This window comes from Cellulomonas wangsupingiae, from assembly GCF_024508275.1.
Taxonomy (GTDB): domain Bacteria; phylum Actinomycetota; class Actinomycetes; order Actinomycetales; family Cellulomonadaceae; genus Cellulomonas; species Cellulomonas wangsupingiae.
In genome coordinates this window covers 933,977-955,306 of the sequence record NZ_CP101989.1, presented here as the reverse complement: position 1 = coordinate 955,306, position 21,330 = coordinate 933,977, and the positions used below count along the sequence as shown (strand labels likewise).

Genomic DNA, 21,330 nt, shown 5'->3' with positions numbered 1-21,330 from the left:
CCGTCACCGACGGACCCGGCCCGGTGGGTCAGGACCCGCCCTTCTGACCGGTCTCCCGGCCCTGGATCGAGCTCACCGGCTTGCCGTCCGACCAGACGTTCCCCTTGAGGGACACCTGCGGGATCGTCTGGTTGTCCGCGATGATCGCGCAGCCGGAGTGGATCTGGCTGCGGGTGAACACGTTGTTCTTGATGACCACGCCCTGCACCGGGCCCCACTTGTTCTGGGCGAGGTTGACCGAGCACGCACCGTCGTTGATCCAGTTGCCGTCGAGCGTCAGGTTGCTCACGACGCCGCGGTCCTGCGTGACCTGGATGGCGGCGTTGTGCGTGCCGGACAGCGTGTTCTTGCGGAAGGTGATGTTGTTGCCGATCGCGATCTGCGCGTTGTCGTCGTGCGTCGGCGTCCCGTCGTAGTACGGGTCGTTGTCGTAGTACAGGGTGTCGTGCAGCCACGAGCTCTCGACGAGGACGTTGTCACCCGTGATCGCCATGTGGTCGATGACGTGGTGCATGTTCACGCGGCGCAACGTGAAGTTGCTGCCGATGATGCCGCGCACGTGCGGCGTCGGGTCCTTGGCGTAGAGCTCCGAGTCCTCGATCGTCACGCTCACCCCGGGGTCACCGGCGTACACGAGCGACAGCGAGCTGTCGAGCTTGCGCCCGGTGATCAGCGAGTTCTTGATGACGACACCCGGGGCCCGCACCCACACGATGCCGCGGACCTCGAGCGAGTCGATCACGGTGTTCGGCTGGGTGATCTTCAGGTCGCCCTCGTGCACCTTCAGCCGGGTACCGGCGGGGACGCCGGTGGTGCCGGGCCCGGGCTGGCCGCTGGTGGAGGGCGACGCGGCGGGGGCCGCCACCACGGTCGGGCTCGGCGTGGGTGTCGCGCGCGTGGGGCTCGGCGTCGGGGAGGCGACCGGCGCGACCGTCGGGACGGGCGACGCGGAGGCCGACGGCGTGGCCGTGGCGGTCGGCCGGGCCGTCGCCGTCGCCGTCGGCTTCGCGGTCGGCGTGGGCGTGGGCGTGGGCGTCGGCACGGCACCCGCCCCTGCGGTCCCCCAGCTCGCGAGCCGGATGGTCACGCTCGTGCTCGCGCTCGAGTTGTGGACCGTGACCTTGCGCCCGGCACCCGCGAGGTCGACGGTCACGTGCGCGAAGGCCGCCTTCTTGACGGGTGTCGTCAGCGCGGGGCGCGCCGTGCACCGCGAGGTCGCGGCGGAGCCCGGGCAGACCGAGACCTTGCTGGGCCGCCAGGACAGCTGCCCTGCGACGACCAGCTTCGCGTGGGTGGCCGACGAGGGCACCGGGAGCGACACCGTGACGCTCTCGCCCGGCTTCACCACCCGATGGTCCAGCAGCCGGACGTCGACCGTCTGCCACGTCGTCGGTGCCGCGGCGGACGTCTGCGCCTGCAGCGCCGAGGCGACGACGGTCAGCGCTGCCACGAGGAGCACCACGAGGGCGGTGCGCGTGATGCGGATGCGGAGGGGCATGGGGTACGGATCCCTTGATCGTCGACACGGGGTGACCGGCGGCGGCCTCCGGGGAGCCTAGGGGAATCGGGCAGAAGGTGGGACACCCCCATTGAACGGACGATCAGGACGGGGCGTCGGGCGGCCCGGCCGCGCGGCCGCCCCGACTCGCCGCCGTGCGCGCTGACGTGGCGTATCACCCGGTCGGCGCAGTCGGTCACCCGAGCGTGGGAGTCGGAGTGTGAGTTGCCTCACACTTGGCCGCACCGGGCGCCCGCGCCCGCCTGCGCGGCCCGGCGCCGTCCCTTGCGCCGGACGCACGCCGTCGCACGGCCACGCCGAGCGCGGCCGTGCGACGGCCCGGGACCGGGATGACGGTCGGGAGGTCAGGACCCACCCTTCTGACCGACCTCACGACCCTGGATGGAGGTGACGGGAGTGCCGTCGGGCCAGGTGTTCCCGCTGAGCCTCACCTCGGGAACGGTCGGGTAGTCGGCGATGATCGCGCACCCGTCGTACTTCTGGGTCCGGGTGAACACGTTGTTCGTGAGGACGACGTTCTTGACCGGGCCCCACTTGTTCTGCGCGAGGTTCACCGAGCACGCACCGTTGCTGATCCAGTTGCCCTCGAGGGTCAGGTTGCTGACCGCGCCGCGGTCCTGGGTGACCTGGATCGCCGCGTTGTGCGTGCCCTCGAGGGTGTTGCCGCGGAAGGTGATGTTGCTGCCGACCGCGATCTGCGCGTTGTCGTCGTGCGTCGGCGTCCCGTTGTAGTACGGGTCCTGCTCGTAGTACAGGTTGTCGTGCAGCCACGAGCTCTCGACGAGGACGTTGTCACCCGTGATCGCCATGTGGTCGATGACGTGGTGCATGTTCACGCGGCGCAGCGTGAAGTTGCTGCCGATGATGCCGCGCACGTGCGGCGTCTCGTCCTTCGCGTACAGCTCGGAGTCCTCGACCGTCACGCTCGCGCCGGGGTTGACGTAGATCAGCGAGAGCGAGCTGTCGAGCCGGCGACCGGTGATGAGCGAGTTCTTGATGACGACACCCGTGGTGCGCACCCGCACGATCCCGCGGATCTCCATCGAGTCGATCACGGCGTTCGGGGTGTCGACCATCAGGTCACCCTCGCGCACGGTGAGCTTCGTCCCTGCGGGCACACCGGTGTTCCCGGGCCCCGGGGGCGTGACCTCGGGCGCCGGCGACGTGCTGCCGGAGGCCCAGCTGGCGAGCTTGAGGGTCACGGTCGTGCTGGCGTCCGTGACGTCGACGGTCACCTTGCGGTCGGCGTTCGTGATGTCGAGCGTGATGTGCGCGTAGGCGACGTTCTGGACAGGCGTCGTGAGCACGGGGTTCGCCTTGCACTCGGCCGTCATGGTGCCGCCGGGGCAGACCGACACACGGCTGGGCCGCGCCGAGCCCTGCGCGGCGACGACGAGCTTGGCCTGGACGGCGCGGGACGGCACCGGCAGTGCGACCTTCACCGGCTGACCCGGTGTGACCACCTGGTGGTCGAGGATGCGCGTGTTCGTCTCCCTCCACGTCAGACCGTCGGCAGCGAGCGCCGACGGCGACAACGTGGCCGCCACCACGGTCAGGGCGGCGACGAGGAACCCGACGAGCACGGTGCGGATGGCATGGATGCGGAAAGACATGAGGCGCTGTCCTCCAGATCGACACGGTTTCCTGACCGCGGTCCACCCGGAGCGGGGAGATCGTCGCAGCCCGTGCCGTCACCGCGATGCCCGCGTCGTCAGGGCACGCGTCGCTCGACCTTCCTGCTCGGCGGCGCCCCCGGCGGCACGGTGCGCTGACACGCCGGATCACCCGCCCGGCCCTGAGGGCGCACGGGCGCGCGCCGGCGCGTGCGACGTACGTCACATGCGTCGACCGGGGGCTCCGCGCCGGCGCACGCCCGGCGCCCTGCCGTTCTCAGGCGCTCGCGGCCTCGGACGTCCCGAGCCGCGCCAGCTCGCGGTACCACGTGACGGCGGCTGCTGCAGCCACCAGGACCGTGGCCGCCACGATCGCGGAGTAGACCACCAAGAAGAGTGTGCCTCCGCCGAGCAGGAGGAAGGAAAGGCACAAAGTCCCATAATCCGTCGGAAGCCCCAGAACGGACCTCAGCCAGGGGGCGCGACCGCCCACCCGGGCCGTGCTGCGCACGCCCGTCGCCGCGCGCATCTGCTCCGTGAGGATCATGCCGAAGAAGTACACCGGCCCCGCCACCGCGTGCACGAGCGGCACGAGGAGCCAGGACTCGGGCGCGGCGTCGCTGCGGTAGAGCCCGACGAGCAGCGCCAGCGGGAGCGCCGAGATCTTCGTCGCGTCGACGACGTGGTCGAGCCACTCGCCGGCGCGCGACCCGGTGCCGGTGAGCCGCGCCACCTGACCGTCGGCGGAGTCCAGCGCGTACCCGAGCGCCAGCAGGAGCGCGACCGCCACCCCGAGCGGCCACGACGGCGGCAGCGCCGCCAGCAGCGCGATCCCGACGAACGTCGCCAGCGCGCTGAGGCCGGTGACCTGGTTGGGCGTCAGACCGACGGAGTGCGCCCACGCGGCCAGCAGCCGGCCGAGCCGCCTGTTCACGAAACGCGAGTACGCGGGCGCGGACCGCGCCGCACCCTTCTGCGCGGACGCGAGCGCGTCGAGCGTCTCCCGGTACGACCGGCTCACACCGTCACCGCCTCGGGCTCGGCGTCCCGGCCCGGAGCCGGCTCCGGTCGACGGCGGCGCGCGCGCTGCGGGCCCGGTGCGTCGCGTGCCCGCAACCGGTGCGCGAGGTCCTCGTAACCGTCGGCCACCCGGTCCCAGTCGTAGTCGCGTGCCCGCAGCTGCAGCGCCGCCCCGTCGGCGCGCGCCTCCTGCGGGTGCGCCTCGACGTCCTCGAGGTGCCGGGAGATCTCGGCCGCACCCGACGCGTACCGCCCCGCGGCGCCGAGCACCTCACGGTTGAAGGACACGTCGTAGGCGATCGTCGGCGCACCGGCGCCGATCGCCCGCAGCAGCGACGGGTTGGTCCCGCCGACCGAGTGGCCGTGCAGGTAGCTCGCGGTGTGGGCGTAGAGCTGGTCGAGCAGCTCGCCGTCCCACACACCACCGAGGAACCGCACGCGCGGGTCGCCGTCGGCGAGGGCGTGGACCCGCGCGGTGTACTCGTCGGCGTACGGCGCGGAACCGACCACCACGAGGGGCAGCCGCGCCCCCGAGCGGACGTAGCCCTCGACCGCGAGGTGCACGTGGTTCTCCGGCTCGAAGCGCGCGACCACCAGGTGGTAGCCGCCGGGCGTGACGTCGACGTCCGCCAGCCGGTCGGCCGGCGGGTCGAGGAGGAGAGGCGCCCCGTAGGTCAGGAGCGTCGTCGGCGCCCCGAACTCCTCGCGGTAGTAGTCGGCGATGCCCTGCGCATCCGCGATCAGCGCGTCGGACCACCGCACCGCGAGCGCCTCGGCGCCCCGGTAGTAGCGCCGACCTGTCGGCCCCCACTTCGACCGCTGCCACTCCAGCCCGTCGACGTGGGTCGCCACGGGCACCCGGGCCGCGCGCAGCACCGGAAGGAGCGGGGAGTTGGCCGCGTTGAAGACGAAGGCGACGTCGGTGCGCCGCGCCGCGAGGTGCGCCACCGACAGCGCCGTGTGGCTGAGCGTCTCCAGCGAGCGCCTCCGCAGCGCGGGGAGCACCACCCGCTGCATGCCGAGGTGGGTGCCGGGATCGTCGCCCGCCGCCCGGCAGTACACCCGGACCTCGTGCCCCCGTGCCGCGAGGCGGGAGCCGACCTCCTCCACGGCGGTCTCGAAGCCCCCGTAGCGGGCCGGGACCCCGCGCGTCCCCACCATGGCCACCGACAACGCCGACCTCATGCCTGCCTGGGGCACACGCCCTCCTCCTCGGTCACACCGGCGAACGGCCGGCTGCTGCACGACGGGCCCGCGCTGACCCACGACGACGCGTGCGGTCCCCGTCGCGGCCAGGTCCTGCGGTCAGTACGCCCCTGCTCCCGTGACCACCGCGCGCGCGGTCTTCCACAGGATCATCAGGTCCATCGCGACGGACCAGTTGTCGACGTACCGCAGGTCGAGCCGCACGGACTCGTCCCAGTCGAGGTCGGACCGACCGCTGACCTGCCACAGGCCGGTGAGGCCGGGCTTGACGTGCAGGCGCCGCTGCACGGGGTCGTCGTAGGCCTCGACCTCCTCCAGCAGCGGGGGTCGCGGACCGACGAGCGCCATGTCCCCCTTGACGATGTTGTAGAGCTGCGGCAGCTCGTCGAGCGACAGGCGGCGCAGCAGGCGACCCACGGGGGTGACACGCGGGTCGTCGACCATCTTGAACAGGACCCCGTCGTGGGTGCCGCTGGCCAGGAGCGCGGCGCGGCGCTCGTCGGCGTCCCGGTACATGGTCCGCAGCTTGTACATGGTGAACGTGACGCCGTCCTGCCCGACCCGCACCTGCCGGTAGATCGCGCCGCCGGGTGACGTCGCCGCGACCGCCAGCGCGGCCAGCGCGAGCACCGGGGCGAGCACGACGAGGCCGACGCTCGCGATCGACACGTCCATCACCTGCTTGAGCACCAGGCGCGGACGCGGCACACCGACCTCGACCTGCAGCAGGGACAGTCCCGCGGTCGGACGGACCGTCATCCGGGGACCGGCGACCTCGACGATGTCCGGCACGACGACCAGCTGCGCGCCGGCACGCGACAGCGCCCACGACAGCCGACGCAGCGCGTCGCCGCCGAGGTACGAGCCGGTGACGAGGACGACGTCGGCCGCGCGGTCCGCGACCACCTGGACGACGTCCGCGACCGCCCCGAGGACCGGACGCCCGGCCACCCGCCGGGCGTCGTCGATCGAGGGGACGCACACCCCGTCGATGCGGTAGCCGTGGTGCGGCGCCGCGGAGATGTCCCGCACGACGCGCGCCGCGGAGGTGACGTCGCCGACGACCACCGTGCGCATCATCGCCGAGCCGGACCGCCGCAGGCGGTGGAGCTGACGGCGCAGCACGTGCCGCACGACCCAGGTGAGCAGGGCGGTGACCGGCACCCCGACGAGGACGTAGCTGCGTGGCACGGGGATCTGCAGGACGTAGCCGAGCACCATGAGCACGAGGACCAGCCCGAGCGCACCGCGCAGCACCGCCTGGAACTCGGCGGGTCCGTCCGCGACCTGCGCCAGCCGGTAGCCCCCGAGGATGCCCACCAGCAGCACGAAGCCCACCCCGGCCGCCGCCGCCCACCCCGCCGCCTCGCCCGGTGCGTAGGGTCCCGAGAGGACGGCGAGGCAGACGATGAAGGCCACCACCAGGTCCGAGGCGACGGCGCCGACGAGGTACCGCGTGCCGGCGACCCGCCAGGACGCCCGACGGACCCGGGGATCGGCGTTCACCGGCGTCCACCGGGGCACGAAGGGCTGGCTCGACGCCCAGGACCGCCGCGGCTCCAGCGACCTCCCGCGACGGTCGCGCGAGTCGTCCGACCGGTGCGTCGCGTGGTCCGCGGTGAGCGTCATGGTTCCCCCCCGGGTGCGGACAAGGTGCGTGGTGACTACCCGGGGAGGCTATACGTCTGTTACGCGGAGAAGATGCCGTTGTGTCCTATTTCACCCGTTCACCGAGGCGCCACCGGTTCCGGGCGTCCGGAACGTGAACGGTCGGTGACGGCTCGGGGCGCGGTCAGGCCTTCGTGTGGAACCTCAGCTGGGCGGCCTCGAGGCCCTCCAGCACCACGGCCTCGACGGCGTCCGCGGCGCGGTCGACCAGCCACGGCAGGTCCTTCCTCTCCGCCGCGGTGAAGTCCTTGAGCACGAAGTCGGCGGGGTCCTGCCGGCCGGGGGGACGCCCGACGCCGACGCGCACCCGCACGTAGTCCTTCGTCCCCAGCGCCTTGCTGGTGTCGCGCAGCCCGTTGTGGCCGCCCTCTCCCCCGCCGCGCTTGAGCCGGACGTCGGCGAAGGGGATGTCGAGCTCGTCGTGCACCAGGACGACCCGCTCGACCGGCACGTCGTGGTACCGGGCGAGCGCGGCGACGGGGCCGCCGGACACGTTCATGTACGTCGTCGGCTTGGCCAGCACGACGCGAGGGCCGGGGACGCCGCCGGGCAGCGTGCCGAGGCGCACCTCGGCGGTCACCGCCTGCGGACGGCGCCCGAGCAGCCCGCCACCCCGGGACCCGAAGGAGGCACCCGTGCGGCGCGCGAGCTCGTCGAGCACCATCTGGCCGACGTTGTGCCGGTTGCCGGCGTACTGCGCCCCGGGGTTGCCGAGGCCCACGACGAGCCAGGGGCCGTCGCTCACGGGTGGTCTCCTCTCGGTTCGGGGGTGCGGGGACACGGCGACGCCCGGCACCGTGGACGGTACCGGGCGTCGCGTCGAGCGGTGGAGGCTCAGTCGGTGTCGGCGGCCGAGGCGGCCGACTGCTGCGCGGCGAGGTCCGCGACGGCCTCGTCGGCGGCCACGTCCGCGGCCGACTGCTGCGGCACGCTGATCGTGACGACCGTGATCTCGGCGTCGGTCACGAGCGTCGCGCCCTCCGGCAGGACGACGTCGCCGGCGGTGATGGTGGAGCCGCCCGTCAGGCCCTCGATCGAGACCTCGACGAACTGCGGCAGGTGCGTGGCCTCGGCCTCGAGCGAGAGGTTCTGCGTCTCGACGACGTGGATGGTGCCGGGCGCCGACTCGCCGACGATGTGGACGGGGACGTCGACGGCGACCTTCTCGCCCTTCTTCACGATCAGCAGGTCGACGTGCTCGATGACCTGGCGCACGACGTCGCGCTGGACGTCCTTGACGATCGCGAGGGTCGTCGTGCCGTCGAGCTCGATCGAGTACAGCGCGTTCGAGTTCTTCAGCGCGAGCATCGTCTCGTGGCCCGGCAGGGCGACGTGCAGCGGGTCCGTGCCGTGGCCGTACAGGACGGCGGGCACCTGGTTCGCGCGGCGCAGCCGGCGCGCGGCGCCCTTGCCGAACTCGTTGCGGGGGGTGGCGGCGAGCTTGATCTCGGACACGTGGTGCTCCTCGGGCGTGGCGTGGCGCTGCGGTGATGGCGCGGGCGCGGGTCGGTGTCGTTGCCCCGTGGGCCGTGGCTCCTCGGGTGGTGCGGGCACGGGGCCCGGTGGCCTCGACGCGGGACGCAGGACGGGCACGCGGAGGCGACCACCCAGTCGATCACGGAGCCGGAGTGGCCGTGCCGGAGATGGTGCTTCCCGCTCGTCCGTCCGTCGTCCCTCGCCGAGGCAACCTGACGATCCTAGCGGACGACGGCCGCGGGCCCGAAACGGCCACGGGCCACGGGTCAGGCCGGGTCGTCCGCCCAGGCCCACCGCGCGGTCACGCCGGCCCGCACGGTCTGCTCGCCCGGCTCGACGGGCACGGAGAAGGTCTCGGCACGGGCGGCGCGCGCGAACAGGGGGGCGGCGCCCCCGTCGGGCTCGTCCTCGCGGACGTCCACGACCGGCCCGAGCACCCGGCCCGCCAGGTCGGCGAGGTGGCGGGCCTTGGCGGCGGCGTCCTGCCACGCGGCCTCGCGGGCGCGGACCTGCGCGGGTGCGGGGTCGCTGACGACGAGCCGCAGGCCGCCCAGCCGCACGGGCGCGCCGCCCGCGGCGAGCGCCGCGCCGACCACGTCGCCGGCCGCGGCGACGTCGTGCAGCGTGACGACGAGCCCCAGCCGGGCCACGACGCGCAGCACGTCACCCTCGGGCCCCGCCTGCTCCGTCCACGTCGACGTCGCGCCGGTCCGCACGGCACCGTCGTCGACGCCGCTGTCGCGCAGCGCCCCGCGGACGGCGGCGAGCGCGTCGGTCGCCACGCGCAGGGCCGTGCTCACGTCGTCGGCCCGGACCTCCGTCGCGAGGTCGGCCACCACGACGTCGGGCACGGCCTCGGCCGCGCCCGAGCCGCGCACGGTCACACCCCCGCGGGGGTGGTCACCGTGCGCGGCGCGCGGCACGTCAGGCGTTCCCGTCGAACAGGGACGTCACCGAGCCGTCGTCGAACACCTCGCGGATGGCCCGTGCGAGCAGCGGCGCGATCGACAGGACCGTGAGCTGCGGGAAGCGGTTCTCCTCGGCGATCGGCAGCGTGTCGGTGACGATGACCTCGCGCGCCCCGCACTCCTGCAGCCGCTCGACCGCGGGGTCCGACAGCACGCCGTGCGTCGCGGCGACGATGACGTCCTTGGCCCCGGCCTCGAGGACGACGCGCACGGCACCGGAGATCGTGCCCGCGGTGTCGATGAGGTCGTCGACGATGACGCAGCTCTTGCCCTCGACGTCGCCGACCACGCGGTTGGCGACGGCCTTGTTGGGGCTGCGGATGTCGCGGGTCTTGTGCACGAACGCGAGCGGTCCCCCGCCGAGCTTGGCGGCCCACTGCTCCGCGACGCGGATGCGCCCGGCGTCGGGGGACACCACCGTGACGTTCGTCGTGTCGACGCGCGTGCGGACGTACTCGACGAGGATCGGCTGCGCCCACAGGTGGTCGACCGGCCCGTTGAAGAACCCCTGCGTCTGCGCCGCGTGCAGGTCGACGCTCATGATGCGGTCGGCACCGGCCGTGCGGAACAGGTCCGCCATGAGCCGGGCCGAGATCGGCTCGCGACCCCGGTGCTTCTTGTCCTGCCGTGCGTACGGGTAGAACGGCGCGACCACGGTGATGGTCTTGGCGGACGCGCGCTTGAGCGCGTCGACCATGAGGAGCTGCTCCATCATCCACTGGTTGATGGGCGAGCAGTGCGACTGCAGGACGAACGCGTCGGCGCCGCGCACCGACTCGCCGAACCGGACGTAGATCTCGCCGTTGGCGAAGTCGTACGCGGTCGTCGGCAGCAGCTCGATCCCCAGCGCGTCCGCGACGTCCTGCGCGAGCTCCGGGTGGGCCCGGCCCGACGCCAGGACCAGGCGCTTCTCCCCGTCGTGGCTGATGATGCCCGTCATCGCTGCTGGCCGTCCTCGGTCGTCGTGCCGCCCGCGGGGGTGTCCGTCGGGTCGTCGATCTGCGCCGGCTGGCCGGGCAGGTGCGGAGGCGGCGTCACGGGGACGGCCGCGGTGGCGGCACGCTCGAGCTCGGCGCGCGCCTGGGGGGACAGCCCTGCCACGTCGCGCGTGCCGCGCGCACGTGCGGCTGCCTCCGCCGCCGGGGTCCCGGCGCGCGAGCGCGCGACCCAGCCCTCGATGTTGCGCTGCGAGCCCGCGCTCACCGCGAGCGCGCCCGGGGGCACGTCGCGGCGCACGACCGTGCCGGCACCGGTGTACGCGCCGTCACCGACGACGACGGGCGCCACGAACATGTTGTCCGAGCCGGTGCGGGCGTGCGAGCCGATGACCGTGCGGTGCTTGTTGACGCCGTCGTAGTTGACGGTGACCGACGCGGCACCGATGTTCGAGTGCTCGCCGATGGTCGCGTCCCCGACGTACGACAGGTGCGGGATCTTCGAGCCCCGGCCGATCTGGGTGTTCTTGGTCTCGACGAAGGTGCCGATCTTGCCGTCCGCACCGAGCTCCGTGCCGGGACGCAGGTAGGCGAACGGCCCGACGCTCGCGCCGTCACCGACGACCGACAGCGAGCCGTGCGTGCGCACGACGGTCGCGCCGACGCCGACCTCGACGTCCGTGAGGGTCGTGTCGGGGCCGACGGTCGCCCCCTCGCGCACCACGGTCGCACCGTGCAGCTGCGTGCCGGGCAGGAGCGTGACGTCCCGCTCGAGCTCGACGTCGACGTCGACCCACGTGGTCGCGGGGTCGACGACGGTGACGCCCTCGCGCATCCAGTCCTCGAGGATGCGGCGGTTCAGCTCGGCCCGCAGCACGGCGAGCTGGACGCGGTCGTTCACGCCCTCGACGCTCAGCGGGTCGTCGGTGCGCAGCGCGCGCACGTGGCCGCCGTCGCCGCGCGCGATGGCCAGCACGTCGGTCAGGTACACCTCGCCCTGGGCGTTGTCGCGGCCCAGGCGGGCGAGCGCCGACCGCAGCACCGCTGCGTCGAAGACGTACACCGAGGTGTTGATCTCCGTGATCGCGCGCTGGGTGTCGTCGGCGTCCTTCTCCTCGACGATGCCCAGGACGTCGCCCGTGCCGGGCTCGCGCAGGATGCGCCCGTAGCCGGTGGGGTCCGGGACCTGGGTGGTGAGCACCGTCACGGCGTTGCCGTCGGAGTCGTGCGCGGCGAGCAGCTCGCGCAGCGTGCCGGCGTCGAGCAGCGGCACGTCGCCGGCGATGACCACGACGGCACCGGTGAGCACCGAGTCGGCGGCGACCCCGCCGACGTCGTGGCCCCTCGCGGCGGCGTCGGCGGCGGCGGCCTGCGCGGCGGCGTCCAGCGCGGTCATGGCCACCTGGACGGCGCGGCCGGTGCCCGGGATGTCGTCCTGGTCGACCAGGAGCGCGTCGGGGTCGACCTCGAGGACGTGCGCGGCGACGCGCTCCCGCTCGTGCCGCACGACGACGGCGACCCGGCCGGGCTCGAGGGCCCGCGCCGCGGCCAGCGCGTGGCCGACCATGCTGCGGCCTGCGAGAGCGTGCAGGACCTTCGGCGTCGAGGAGCGCATGCGGGTGCCTTCACCCGCTGCGAGGACGACGACGGCGGCTGGGCGGACGGTCACCAGTGGGTGCTCCTCGCGGGTCTGCCCGGTGGCCCGGGCGCGTAACTCTGCCGTAGGTGGACTCTACCGCCGACGCACTGCACGTCCCGCACGCCGGGCACCGCCGCGGCCGGCGGTGGCGTGCGGCCGGCGGCGCCGGGCACCCGCCGCGCCGTGCCCGACGCGGAGACCCTTGCGCCCGGTATGTCCGTGTTGCGAGAGTGGCGCCACGCTGGGCGCAGGGGGTGCGCAGCCGGGGGGTCGACGATGGGCGCTTCACGTCATGCTGCCGACGGTCCGGTCCCCGACGGCACGGTCCCGGGCGAGGCCGTGGCCGACGCCCCCCTCGTCCCGCCGGACGCCGGACCGGGCACGACCGTCGGGGCAAGCGTGCGCCGCACGACGTCCCTGCGCCGGTTCGCCGCCGCGCCGCCCTGGTGGGTCCCGGTGCTCGCCGTGTACCTCGCGTCCCGCGCCTGGACCGCCGGGTTGCTGCTGCTCGCTGCCGACCGGCAGCCGCTCGCGCGGGAGCGGTGGTGGCCGCAGGCGCACCCGCCGTACGAGGCCTTCGTCGGCCGCTGGTGGGACGGGTGGTGGTACGGCCGCATCGCCACCCAGGGCTACCCCGCGCAGCTGCCCGTGGACCCGGACGGCACCGTGGCGATGAACGAGTGGGCGTTCTTCCCGCTGTTCCCCCTGCTGGGCCGCGGGGTCATGGCCGTGACCGGCGCGTCGTGGGAGGTCGTGGCGCCGACGCTGGCACTGGTCCTCGGCGGCCTGGCGGTCCTCGTCGTCGACCGCGTGGTGCGGCTCGGCGCACCGCGGGCGTGCGCGGCCTGGCCCGGGCTGCCGCCGGCGAGCGTGGCCATGCTGTGCGCGTACCCGGCGGCGGTCGTGCTGCAGACCGCGTACACCGAGTCCCTCGCGCTGCTCCTGGTGGCGACGAGCCTGCTGCTGGTCGTCCGGCGCTCCTACCTCGTCGCCTGCCTGCCCGTGCTCGCACTCGGCCTGACCCGTTCGGTGGCGGCGCCGCTGGCGGTGGTCGTCGTCGTGCACGCCTGGACGCGGCTGCGGGCCGAGGGGCACCTGCCGCGCGGGCAGCTCGTCCGCCTGGGCGTGCTGCTCGCCGTGACGCTCCTCTCGGCGGGGCTGTGGCCGCTGTGGGTGGGCTGGGCCACCGGCACGCCGGACGCGTTCGTCCGCACCCAGGAGGCATGGCGGGACGGCGCGGGCTTCGGCCTCTTCGCCGGCGGGACCCGGCTGAGCGCGCACGGCACGGCGGGCCTCGCCGTGGGGCTCCTCGGCGCGGCCGCCGTCACCTGGCTGCTGACGAGGCCCGCGGCCCGCAGGCTCGGACCCGTGCTGCTCACCTGGCTCGTCGCGTACCTCGTGTACCTGGCGGCGGTGACGGACCTCATCAGCAGCGTCTTCAGGTTCACGCTGCTGGCGTTCCCTCTCGCGCCGCTGGTCCTGGGCCTGGTCACGGGGAGCCGCGCGCGCCGGGCGGTGTGGTGCGGCGCGCTGCTCGTCGTGCTCCTCGCGGGGCAGGCGGCGTGGGTCTGGACGGTCTGGCGCTTCGTGCCGGGCGAGGACGGGTTCTTCGCCGCCCCGTGACCGCGTGGGGACGTCGACGGACGCCCCTTGACCTCGACGTCGGTTGAGGTTGCACGGTGCTGCCATGACCTCGACGACAGCACCCCCGAGACCCCTGCCACCTGCGCTCCTGCACAACCTCCGGCGTCTGACGGGCGACGAGAAGCACGACGCCGCGGCCCACTCCACGCTCGACGTGCTCTGGGTCCTGCACGACCGTGTCCTGCGCCTGCGGCCCGACGACCCCGCGATGCCCGGACGCGACCGGTTCCTGCTGTCCAAGGGCCACGGGCCGGCGTCGTACTACGCCGTGCTGGCGACCGCCGGGTTCTTCCCCGAGCACTGGCTCGACGACCTCGCCGGACCGACGGCCCCGCTGGGGCACCACCCCGACCGGCTGCTCGTGCCCGGGGTGGAGATCTCGAGCGGGTCCCTCGGCCACGGCCTGCCGCTGGCCGTCGGGCTGGCCCGCGGGCTCGACCTGACCGGCGAGGCGGGTGACGTCCACGTCCTGGTGGGCGACGCCGAGCTCGACGAGGGCAGCAACCACGAGGCGATCGCCCTGGCGGGACGGTGGGGCCTGCGCCGGCTGCGGTGCGTCGTGGTCGACAACGCGTCCGCGACGCTCGGGTGGCCGGGCGGGATCGCGCGCCGGTTCGAGGTCGAGGGCTGGTCGTCCGCACACGCCGACGCCGCGGACCACGACGCCCTGCACGCCGCCCTCACGAGGCCGGCCGACGGGCCGCACGTGACGGTGGTCCGCGCCGCCCGGAAGGGGGCGTGATGCGCGCACGGTTCCGCACGACCATGGAGCAGCTGCTGCACCAGGAGCCGCGCACCGCGCTCGTCCTGGCGGACATCGGGCCCCTCGACCTCGGTCGCGGCACGCCCGTGGCCCGGCGCGTCGTCAACGTCGGGATCCGCGAGCAGGCGCTCGTCGGCGTCGCCGCCGGGCTGGCCCTCGCCGGGCTGCGCCCGTTCGTGCACTCCTACGCCCCGTTCCTCGTCGAGCGTCCCTACGAGCAGCTCAAGCTCGACCTGTCGCACCAGGACCTGGGTGCCGTGCTCGTCTCGATCGGCGCCAGCCACGACGCGGCCAGCGAGGGCCGCACCCACCAGTGCCCGGCCGACGTGGCGCTCGTCGGCGCCCTGCCGGGGTGGCGGGTGCACACGCCCGGGCACCCGGACGAGGCCGAGTCGCTGCTGCGCGCGGCCGCGGCCGGCGACGACCGGCAGTACGTGCGCCTCGCGGCCCGGCCCAACCCGGACCCGCTGCCCGCCGACGGCCGGCTGCACGTGCTGCGGGACGGTGGCGGGACGGCGGTGCTCGCCATCGGACCCGCGCTCGCGCAGACCCTGCCGGCGGTCGCGGACCTCGACGTCGCGCTCGCGTACACGTCGACGCCCTGGCCGCTCGACGCGGACGGCCTGGCCGACCTGCTGCGCGGCCGCGACCGGCTGGTCGTCGTCGAGCCGTACCTCGAGGCGAGCACCGCGCCGCAGGTCGTCGCTGCCCTGGCGGGGCGGGCCGTGGGGCTGACGTTCGCCGGGGTCGGCCGCCGGGAGGTCCGGCGGTACGGGACACCCGAGGACCACGACCGGTGGCACGGGATCGACGCCGCCGGGATCCGTCGGCGTGTCCTGGCGGTGGGCTGAGCACCGGCGACGACCGCACGGACCGCCCGCTCAGCCGGGTCGGGGCTCCGGCTCCGACCCGGCGAGGCGGACCGGACCGGTCCCCCGGGACCCCAGGACGTCGCCGGGGTTGAGCAGGTCGCACGAGCGCATCGCCAGGCAGCCGCAGCCGATGCAGCCGACCAGCTCCTTCTCCAGGCGCTCCAGGGCCCGCCGTCGCTCCTCGAGCCGCACCTTCCAGGTACGGGACACCCGCTGCCAGTCGGCGCGCGTGGGCTCGTGGTCCATCGGCAGGTCGCGGAAGACCTCCGCCACCTCCGACAACGGGATGCCCAGACGCTTGGCGACCAGGACGAGCGAGATGCGGCGCAGCATGTGACGGGGGTAGCGGCGCTGGTTGCCGGCGGTCCGGGACGCCGCGATGAGCCCTTCGCGCTCGTAGAAGTGCAGCGCCGAGACCGACAGGCCGGTGCGGCGGCTCACCTCCCCCACCGACAGCCACTGCGACGAGTCCACGCCTGCGACCTCCCGTCCCGCGCGCTGCCGTCGCCGCGCACCACCGTCCCGCGCACCACCGACCGCGGGCGACGTCACGCTAGCCGCCGGTCCGGGCGGAGCCGCGACGGGTGACCGCACCGGCGAGCCGCGCGGGAACCGGCCGCCCCGGTCGCGCGTTCAGACGTCGCCGCCCCGTCGGGGCGCACCCCCACTGCACGCGCAAGGAGCACCGTGACGTCGTCGCACCCGTCCGTCGAGACCGTCCCGCACGCCGGCCCGGCCCAACCCGTCGAAGCCGTCGAGCCGACCCGAACCTACGCGCGGTCGGTCTCGTCGCTGATCTTCTTCTCCCGCTGGCTGCAGCTGCCGCTGTACCTGGGCCTGATCGCGGCGCAGGTGGTCTACGTCTGGCAGTTCCTCAAGGAGCTGTGGCACCTCATCGACTTCGCGGTCTTCGGCCACAAGGTCGAGGCGATGGCGGACTTCGGCACCGAGGCCACCACGATGCTCATCGTCCTGGGCCTGGTCGACGTCGTGATGATCTCGAACCTGCTGATCATGGTGATCATCGGCGGGTACGAGACGTTCGTGTCGCGCATGCGCCTGGACGGGCACCCGGACCAGCCCGAGTGGCTCAGCCACGTCAACGCCAACGTGCTGAAGACCAAGCTCGCGATGTCGATCATCGGCATCTCGTCGATCCACCTGCTGCGCACGTTCATCGAGTCGTCGGTGGGGCACGTGACGGGCGAGACGATGATGTGGCAGACGCTCATCCACCTCGCGTTCGTCGCGTCGGCCCTCGCGCTCGCGTGGATCGACCGGATGTCGCAGGGGTCCGCCCGCCCCACGCACTGACGCCGCCGCGCCGGTCCGCCGCCGACGTGGCGGGCCGGCGCGGTGCGTCCTGCGAACCGCCGGCCGCGGACCGCGACCCGCACGTGCGACAGTGACCGGGCCCCGCCCCCGCGCCACCGAGGACGACGTGCCCACGACGACGCTCACGTACGCCGCCACCCGCCGCTCCGCCCACGCGGGGTACGTGGTCCAGGCCATCGTCAACAACCTCGCGCCGCTGCTGTTCGTCGTGTTCCACACGTCGCTCGACGTCCCGGTCGCGCAGCTCGGCGCACTGGCCGCGCTGAACTTCGGCGTGCAGCTGCTGACCGACCTCGTGGCGGTGCGCATCGTCGACCGCGTCGGCTACCGGCGCCCGCTGGTGCTCGCGCACGCGCTGGCCGCGCTCGGGCTCGTGCTGCTGGCCGTCCTGCCCCTGGTCGCGCCCTCGCCGTTCGCGGGCCTGTGCGTCGCCGTCGTCGTGTACGGCATCGGCGGCGGGCTGCTCGAGGTGCTGGTCTCGCCCGTCGTCGAGCACCTGCCGAGCCCGTCGGAGGCGAAGGCCACCGGGATGGCGCTCGCGCACTCCTTCTACTGCTGGGGCCAGCTCGCGGTCGTGGTCCTGACGACGGGGCTGCTCGCGCTGCTCGGCACCGACCTGTGGCCGCTGCTGCCGGTGCTGTGGGCGGCGGTCCCCCTGGCCAACCTGGTCGTGCTGCTGCGCGTCCCGATGCCGGCGACCGTCCCCGACGAGCACCGCACGCCCCTGCGCGCCCTGTTCGGCACCCCCCTGTTCCTCGCGGCCCTCGTCCTCATGACCACGGGCGGTGCGGCCGAGCTGACGATGGCGCAGTGGTCGTCGTTCTTCGCCGAGCAGGGCACGGGCGTGCCCAAGGAGGTCGGCGACCTGCTCGGCCCCGGGCTGTTCGCGCTGCTCATGGGCCTGGGTCGGGCCGCCTACGGCGTGTGGGGGCAGGACGTGCCGCTGCGGCCGCTGCTCGCGGCGTCGGGCGTCGCGGCGGCCGCCTGCTACGTCGTCGCGGCGACCGCGGCGGTGCCCGTCGTCAGCCTCGTCGCGTGCGCGCTGTGCGGGCTGGCGACGGCCCTGCTGTGGCCCGGCACGTTCTCCCTGACGTCCGCGCGCTTCCCGCTGGGCGGGGCGGCGATGTTCGCGGTGCTGGCGCTCGCGGGCGACGCGGGGGGCACCTTCGGCCCCCTGGGCGCCGGGCTGCTGGCGGACCTGGCCGCCGGGCCGCTGGCCGGGCTGGCCGCCGCGCTGCCGCCGGACACCGGCACCGGCCTGCGCGTGGGGATGCTGCTGAGCGCGGTCGTGCCGGTGGTGTTCGCGGTGACGGTCCTGGCGTCGGGACGGTCGCGCGCGTCGACCGCCGCCACGACGCCCGATGCGTGCAGCGTCGGGGACGCCTGAGGTCCCGGACGCTGCACACCTGCTCCGCCCCCAGGATTCGAACCTGGACCGCAAGGCTCCAAAGGCCTGCATGCTGCCGTTACACCAGGGCGGACCGGCGCCCCAGTCTGCCAGGCCGCCGCGCCGCTCCCGCAGTCGGGCGACCGTCCGACAGCACGGAGCACCCGCACGGCACAATGGGCCAATGGCCTCCGACTCCAAGCGGTCCCGCGCGCGCATGACCGGCACCCAGCGGCGCGCGCAGCTGCTGGACGTGTCCCGCAAGCTCTTCGCCGAGAAGGGGTTCGACAACACGTCCGTCGAAGAGATCGCCGCCCGCGCCGAGGTGTCCAAGCCCGTGGTGTACGAGCACTTCGGCGGCAAGGAGGGCGTGTACGCGGTCGTCGTCGACCGTGAGATCCAGGCCCTGACGGGCGCGCTGACGCAGGCCCTCGAGGCCGGCGGCCACCCCAAGGTGATGGTCGAGCGCACGGCGCTGGCCCTGCTGTCGTACATCGAGACGTCGGAGGACGGGTTCCGCATCCTCGTGCGCGACTCCCCGGTCGCGCAGGCCACCGGCACGTTCTCCTCGCTCATCGGCGACGTCGCGAGCCAGGTCGAGCACCTGCTGGCGAACGAGTTCACGAAGCGCGGCCTCGACGCCCGCACCGCCCCCATGTACGCCCAGATGCTCGTCGGCATGGTCGCGCTGACCGGCCAGTGGTGGCTCGACGCGCGCAGCCCGCAGAAGGCCGAGGTCGCCGCGCACCTGGTGAACCTCGCGTGGAACGGGCTCGAGGCGCTCGAGCGGCGCCCGGAGCTGACGAAGCCGACGGCGCCCTAGCGTGTCGCGCTGCGGTACGGCGGCACGGCGTGACGGGCGATGTCTCGACGTCGACTAACCTCGACCCATGGCCGAGAACGACACCGGCGGCCCGCCCCGCGACGAGGTCGACCGCATCGTCCTCGCCTGGCAGCGTGAGCGGCCGGACCTGGACGTGCGGCCCCTGACCGTGCTCTCGCGCGTCAGCCGGCTCGCCCGCCACCTCGACCTGGCGCGCCGCGGCGCCTTCGCGCGGCACGGCCTGGAGACGTGGGAGTTCGACGTCCTCGCCGCCCTGCGCCGCGCCGGTGAGCCGTACCGCCTCTCCCCCGGCGCGCTGCTGACGCAGACGCTCGTCACGAGCGGCACGATGACCAACCGCATCGACCGACTCGCCGAGCAGGGGCTCGTCGAGCGCCAGCCCTCGCCCGACGACCGACGCGGCGTCCTCGTCCAGCTCACGCCGGCCGGCCTGCGGCGCGTCGACGAGGCGTTCGCCGACCTGCTCGCCGTCGAGCGGGACCTCATCGGCGACCTGCCGGAGGCGGACCGTGAGCGCCTCGCCGAGCTGCTGCGCGACGTGCTCACGCTGTTCGACGCGTCCTGACGGCCGAGATGTCGTGGGCGTGCGCTTGCGGGAGGGCGGCACGCCAGTAGCGTGCATCCCGTCCCCGCCCCTGTGGTCGCCCGGCACACGCGACAGCGAAGGAGACGCCCGTGTTCACCAGGGAGACGCTTCTCGTCCCGGTCGACGGCCGTGAGCAGGTCCTCGCGGTGCTCCGCGACGCGCTCGCGGACGCTCCCGCGGAGCAGCGGCCCGGCCTCGAGCGGGCGCTGCAGCTCGTCGAGGCCGTCCGCCACGACGACGACACGCTGAAGGCGGACTACGCGCGTCGGCTGCTGCGCGAGGCGGGCGTCGACCCCGGCACCGACGAGGTCCGCGCGGTGCGGGTGCTCCGCGAGCGGATCCCCGGCCTCGGCCTGGCCGCGGCGGTCGACCTGGCGGCGCACGCGAAGGACTGACCCCGCGTCCGGCCGGCGCCGGCGGGTCGCGTCGGACAGCGCGTGGAACAGCAGGTCGCGCTCCTCGTGGTGCCCGCGGACGCGCTGTCGCCGGCCACGGCTCAGCCCGCGGTCTCGGCCGCCTCGAGCCACGCGGCCTCGAGCTCGTCGCGCTCGGCCGCCAGGGCCCGCAGCTCGGCGTCGAGCGCGAGGACCGCCGCGTGGTCGGTGGCCTGGGCCGCCATCCGGGTGTGCAGGTCCGCCTCGAGGGCGGCGATGCGCTCCAGACGCCGCTCGATGCGCTGCACCTCCTTGCGGGCCGCACGGACCTCGGCCGCCGACGGCGCGGGTGGCGCGTCGGCCGCGGGTGCCGGTGCGGGCGACGACGTCACGGCGCCTCCCCCTGCCCGGGCGGCGGCTCCCCCGACGCCGCCGCCGGCCCGCGCCTCCGCGGCGCCGGCGGCGAGCGCGACACCGCGCAGCTGCAGGTACTCCTCGACGCCCCCCGGCAGGTCCCGGACCTTCCCGTCCCCCAGCAGGGCGACCTGCCGGTCGCAGACGCGCTCCAGCAGGTACCGGTCGTGCGAGACGACGACCAGGGTGCCGGGCCAGCCGTCGAGCAGGTCCTCCACGGCGGCGAGCGTGTCGGTGTCCAGGTCGTTGGTGGGCTCGTCGAGCAGCAGCACGTTGGGCTCGGAGACCAGCAGCCGCAGCAGCTGCAGGCGCCGCCGCTCGCCGCCGGACAGCTCGCGCACGAGCGTGCGGGCGCGGTCGCGCGTGAAGCCGAGACGCTCGACGAGCTGGGCGGCGGTGAGCTCCTTGCCGCCGACGACGATCGTGCGCTTCTCGCGCTCGACCGCCTCGACGACGGTGAGGCCCGCCACCTCGTCGAGGTCCTCCACGTCCTGGCGCAGCTCGGCGACGCGCACCGTCTTGCCGCGCCGCACGCGTCCCGACGTGGGCACCGCGCTGCCGGTGAGCAGGCGCAGCAGCGTGGTCTTGCCGGCGCCGTTGACGCCGACGACGCCGTACCGGTCCCCCGGCCCGAGCCGCCACGTGACGTCGTCGAGCAGCACGCGCCCGTCCGGCAGCGTGTACGTGACGTCCTCGAGGTCGAGCACGTCCTTGCCGAGACGGGCGGTCGCGGTGCGCGCGAGCGCGAGGGAGTCGCGCGGCGGCGGCTCGTCGGCGATGAGCGCGGTCGCGGCGTCGATCCGGAACTTGGGCTTCGACGTGCGCGCGGGGGCCCCGCGGCGCAGCCACGCGAGCTCCTTGCGCAGCAGGTTCTGCCGCTTGCCCTCGATCGTCGCGGCCTGCTGCGCGCGCTCGGCGCGTGCCAGCACGTACGCGGCGTAGCCGCCCTCGTACTGGTCGACGACGCCGTCGTGCACCTCCCACGTGCGGGTGCACACGGCGTCGAGGAACCAGCGGTCGTGCGTGACGACGACGAGGGCGCCGTTGCTGCGCGCGTACCGGTCGAC

General features: G+C 74.3%; 19 protein-coding genes, 1 tRNA gene and 1 pseudogene. 8 read left to right on the top strand and 13 right to left on the bottom strand.

Annotated features, from left to right (window positions below; all coding sequences use genetic code 11):
- Positions 1 to 28: 28 nt before the first annotated feature.
- The 10 genes from NP075_RS04565 to glmU all read right to left on the bottom strand — a co-directional run bounded on the left by NP075_RS04565 (position 29) and on the right by glmU (position 12,077).
- On the bottom strand, positions 29 to 1,498 hold the full coding sequence (locus NP075_RS04565; protein WP_227564125.1) for a hypothetical protein: 1,470 nt from the start codon (positions 1,496 to 1,498) through the stop codon (positions 29 to 31).
- Positions 1,499 to 1,863: 365 nt separating this feature from the next.
- Positions 1,864 to 3,132: a right-handed parallel beta-helix repeat-containing protein gene (locus NP075_RS04560; protein WP_227564120.1), complete on the bottom strand. Its 1,269-nt coding sequence runs from the start codon at positions 3,130 to 3,132 to the stop codon at positions 1,864 to 1,866.
- A 277-nt stretch (positions 3,133 to 3,409) separates the two neighbouring features.
- On the bottom strand, positions 3,410 to 4,153 hold the full coding sequence (locus NP075_RS04555) for a CDP-alcohol phosphatidyltransferase family protein (protein ID WP_227564119.1): 744 nt from the start codon (positions 4,151 to 4,153) through the stop codon (positions 3,410 to 3,412).
- Positions 4,150 to 5,337 carry a DUF1972 domain-containing protein gene (locus NP075_RS04550; RefSeq protein WP_227564124.1) on the bottom strand — a complete coding sequence of 396 codons (1,188 nt, stop codon included), beginning with the start codon at positions 5,335 to 5,337 and terminating at the stop codon, positions 4,150 to 4,152. Before NP075_RS04550 ends, NP075_RS04555 begins: the two co-directional genes overlap by 4 nt.
- Positions 5,338 to 5,457: 120 nt before the next feature.
- A complete protein-coding gene (locus NP075_RS04545) occupies positions 5,458 to 6,987 on the bottom strand; it encodes a sugar transferase (RefSeq protein ID WP_227564118.1) in 1,530 nt (509 codons plus the stop codon).
- 163 nt (positions 6,988 to 7,150) lie between these two features.
- Positions 7,151 to 7,771: an aminoacyl-tRNA hydrolase gene (gene pth, locus NP075_RS04540; protein WP_227564117.1), complete on the bottom strand. Its 621-nt coding sequence runs from the start codon at positions 7,769 to 7,771 to the stop codon at positions 7,151 to 7,153.
- 89 nt (positions 7,772 to 7,860) lie between these two features.
- Positions 7,861 to 8,481 (bottom strand): 50S ribosomal protein L25/general stress protein Ctc, encoded by a 621-nt coding sequence (locus NP075_RS04535; protein WP_227564116.1) that lies wholly within the window; start codon positions 8,479 to 8,481, stop codon positions 7,861 to 7,863.
- 287 nt (positions 8,482 to 8,768) lie between these two features.
- Positions 8,769 to 9,380, bottom strand: coding sequence for an SIMPL domain-containing protein (locus tag NP075_RS04530; RefSeq protein ID WP_227564115.1), 612 nt, complete (start codon positions 9,378 to 9,380; stop codon positions 8,769 to 8,771).
- 46 nt (positions 9,381 to 9,426) lie between these two features.
- Entirely contained in the window at positions 9,427 to 10,410 is a 984-nt protein-coding gene (locus NP075_RS04525; protein ID WP_227564114.1) for a ribose-phosphate diphosphokinase, read from the bottom strand.
- Positions 10,407 to 12,077, bottom strand: a complete 1,671-nt coding sequence (glmU, locus tag NP075_RS04520; RefSeq protein WP_227564123.1) for a bifunctional UDP-N-acetylglucosamine diphosphorylase/glucosamine-1-phosphate N-acetyltransferase GlmU — start codon at positions 12,075 to 12,077, stop codon at positions 10,407 to 10,409. Before glmU ends, NP075_RS04525 begins: the two co-directional genes overlap by 4 nt.
- Before the next feature lie 306 nt (positions 12,078 to 12,383).
- On the opposite strand from glmU, the gene NP075_RS04515 reads away from it, so the two are divergent.
- The 3 genes from NP075_RS04515 to NP075_RS04505 all read left to right on the top strand — a co-directional run bounded on the left by NP075_RS04515 (position 12,384) and on the right by NP075_RS04505 (position 15,302).
- A complete protein-coding gene (locus NP075_RS04515; protein ID WP_227564113.1) occupies positions 12,384 to 13,667 on the top strand; it encodes a hypothetical protein in 1,284 nt (427 codons plus the stop codon).
- A gap of 64 nt (positions 13,668 to 13,731) precedes the next feature.
- Positions 13,732 to 14,430, top strand: a complete 699-nt coding sequence (locus tag NP075_RS04510; RefSeq protein ID WP_227564112.1) for a thiamine pyrophosphate-dependent enzyme — start codon at positions 13,732 to 13,734, stop codon at positions 14,428 to 14,430.
- Positions 14,430 to 15,302, top strand: a complete 873-nt coding sequence (locus tag NP075_RS04505; RefSeq protein WP_227564111.1) for a transketolase family protein — start codon at positions 14,430 to 14,432, stop codon at positions 15,300 to 15,302. Before NP075_RS04510 ends, NP075_RS04505 begins: the two co-directional genes overlap by 1 nt.
- 30 nt (positions 15,303 to 15,332) lie before the next feature.
- Here the strand turns inward: NP075_RS04505 and soxR are convergent, their stop codons facing one another.
- The gene (gene soxR / locus NP075_RS04500; protein ID WP_227564110.1) at positions 15,333 to 15,797 is read right to left on the bottom strand and encodes a redox-sensitive transcriptional activator SoxR; all 465 of its coding nucleotides are present in this window, start codon (positions 15,795 to 15,797) and stop codon (positions 15,333 to 15,335) included.
- Positions 15,798 to 16,010: 213 nt separating this feature from the next.
- Between soxR and NP075_RS04495 the strand changes: the two genes are divergently transcribed.
- Complete coding sequence (locus NP075_RS04495; RefSeq protein WP_227564109.1) at positions 16,011 to 16,637, top strand: TIGR00645 family protein; 627 nt, start codon at positions 16,011 to 16,013, stop codon at positions 16,635 to 16,637.
- Positions 16,638 to 16,764: 127 nt separating this feature from the next.
- Positions 16,765 to 18,045 carry an MFS transporter gene (locus NP075_RS04490; RefSeq protein ID WP_227564108.1) on the top strand — a complete coding sequence of 427 codons (1,281 nt, stop codon included), beginning with the start codon at positions 16,765 to 16,767 and terminating at the stop codon, positions 18,043 to 18,045.
- A gap of 22 nt (positions 18,046 to 18,067) precedes the next feature.
- On the opposite strand, the gene NP075_RS04485 is transcribed toward NP075_RS04490, so the two are convergent.
- Positions 18,068 to 18,139, bottom strand: a tRNA-Gln gene (locus NP075_RS04485).
- A 123-nt stretch (positions 18,140 to 18,262) separates the two neighbouring features.
- Between NP075_RS04485 and NP075_RS04480 the strand changes: the two genes are divergently transcribed.
- From NP075_RS04480 to NP075_RS04470, 3 genes are all read left to right on the top strand, one after another.
- Positions 18,263 to 18,868: a TetR/AcrR family transcriptional regulator gene (locus NP075_RS04480; RefSeq protein ID WP_227564122.1), complete on the top strand. Its 606-nt coding sequence runs from the start codon at positions 18,263 to 18,265 to the stop codon at positions 18,866 to 18,868.
- Between the two features lie 67 nt (positions 18,869 to 18,935).
- Positions 18,936 to 19,454, top strand: coding sequence for a MarR family winged helix-turn-helix transcriptional regulator (locus tag NP075_RS04475; protein ID WP_227564107.1), 519 nt, complete (start codon positions 18,936 to 18,938; stop codon positions 19,452 to 19,454).
- 110 nt (positions 19,455 to 19,564) lie between these two features.
- Positions 19,565 to 19,870, top strand: coding sequence for a hypothetical protein (locus NP075_RS04470; RefSeq protein WP_227564106.1), 306 nt, complete (start codon positions 19,565 to 19,567; stop codon positions 19,868 to 19,870).
- Between the two features lie 101 nt (positions 19,871 to 19,971).
- Here NP075_RS04470 and NP075_RS04465 read toward each other — a convergent pair.
- A pseudogene (locus NP075_RS04465) lies at positions 19,972 to 21,234 on the bottom strand (ATP-binding cassette domain-containing protein); the annotation flags it as partial.
- Positions 21,235 to 21,330: the final 96 nt, after the last annotated feature.

Excerpts from the sequence above, each read along its gene's own strand:
- NP075_RS04525 (WP_227564114.1), bottom strand. The coding sequence starts at position 10,410 with ATGACGGGCATCATCAGCCACGACGGGGAGAAGCGCCTGGTCCTGGCG.
- NP075_RS04475 (WP_227564107.1), top strand. The coding sequence starts at position 18,936 with ATGGCCGAGAACGACACCGGCGGCCCGCCCCGCGACGAGGTCGACCGC.
- NP075_RS04480 (WP_227564122.1), top strand. The coding sequence starts at position 18,263 with ATGACCGGCACCCAGCGGCGCGCGCAGCTGCTGGACGTGTCCCGCAAG.
- NP075_RS04565 (WP_227564125.1), bottom strand. The coding sequence starts at position 1,498 with ATGCCCCTCCGCATCCGCATCACGCGCACCGCCCTCGTGGTGCTCCTC.
- NP075_RS04550 (WP_227564124.1), bottom strand. The coding sequence starts at position 5,337 with ATGAGGTCGGCGTTGTCGGTGGCCATGGTGGGGACGCGCGGGGTCCCG.
- NP075_RS04560 (WP_227564120.1), bottom strand. The coding sequence starts at position 3,132 with ATGTCTTTCCGCATCCATGCCATCCGCACCGTGCTCGTCGGGTTCCTC.
- NP075_RS04505 (WP_227564111.1), top strand. The coding sequence starts at position 14,430 with ATGCGCGCACGGTTCCGCACGACCATGGAGCAGCTGCTGCACCAGGAG.
- NP075_RS04545 (WP_227564118.1), bottom strand. The coding sequence starts at position 6,987 with ATGACGCTCACCGCGGACCACGCGACGCACCGGTCGGACGACTCGCGC.
- NP075_RS04510 (WP_227564112.1), top strand. The coding sequence starts at position 13,732 with ATGACCTCGACGACAGCACCCCCGAGACCCCTGCCACCTGCGCTCCTG.